The sequence below is a fragment of the Micromonospora sp. C28SCA-DRY-2 genome (assembly GCF_030519475.1).
Lineage (GTDB): Bacteria > Actinomycetota > Actinomycetes > Mycobacteriales > Micromonosporaceae > Micromonospora.
This window is the reverse complement of the sequence record NZ_JAUMKD010000017.1, coordinates 1-773: the sequence shown is the minus strand read 5'-3', so window position 1 is coordinate 773 and position 773 is coordinate 1. Positions and strand designations below refer to the sequence as shown.

General features: G+C 72.1%; 2 protein-coding genes. Both read left to right on the top strand.

The features are described from left to right. On the top strand, positions 1–331 hold a 331-nt coding region (locus Q3W71_RS30895), incomplete at its 5' end, for an SDR family oxidoreductase (protein ID WP_302923010.1). Beyond that, on the top strand, positions 328–773 hold a 446-nt coding region (locus Q3W71_RS30890; protein ID WP_368051417.1), incomplete at its 3' end, for a glycosyltransferase family 9 protein. The genes Q3W71_RS30895 and Q3W71_RS30890, both read left to right, overlap by 4 nt.

Sequence of the window (773 nt, the reverse complement as noted above, 5' to 3'; positions counted from 1 at the left end):
TGGCACCATCGTCACGGTCGCCTCCACGCTGGGCATCAAGGCCGTCAGCGACGCCACCGCCTACTGCGCCGCCAAGTTCGGCGTCGTCGGCTTCACCCGCGCCCTCGCCGCCGAACTCGCCGGCACCATCGGCGTCACCCTGCTCATCCCCGGCGGCATGCGCACCGCCTTCTTCGACGACCGCGACCCCACCTACCAACCCGGCCCCGACGCCATCCTCAACGACCCCGCCGACACCGCCGCCGCCATCATGTTCGCCCTCTCCCAACCCGCCGGCTGCGCCATCCGCGAAATGATCGTCTGCGCCGACCAAGAAACCAGCTACCCGTGATCCTCACCCTCCGCGCCCTCGGCGTCGGCGACCTCGCCACCGCCGTACCCGCCCTCCGCGCCCTCCGCACCGCCCACCCCGACCAGGAACTCACCCTCGCCGCACCCCACTGGCTCACCCCCCTGGTCAACCTCATCGGCGCCATCGACCACCTGATCGACACCCCCGACCTCGACACCCTCACCTGGACCGGCCCACCCCCCGACCTCGCCGTCAACCTGCACGGCCGCGGACCCCAGTCCCACCGACTCCTCCTCGCCACCCGACCCCACCGCCTCCTCGCCCACGCCAACCCCGACGCCGGACACACCGACGGACCCCACTGGCACGACCACGACCACGAAATCGACCGCTGGTGCCGCCTACTCGCCTGGTACGACATCCCCACCGACCGCACCGACCTGCACCTGCACCGCCCCCCACCCGACGGCATCCCGACCGG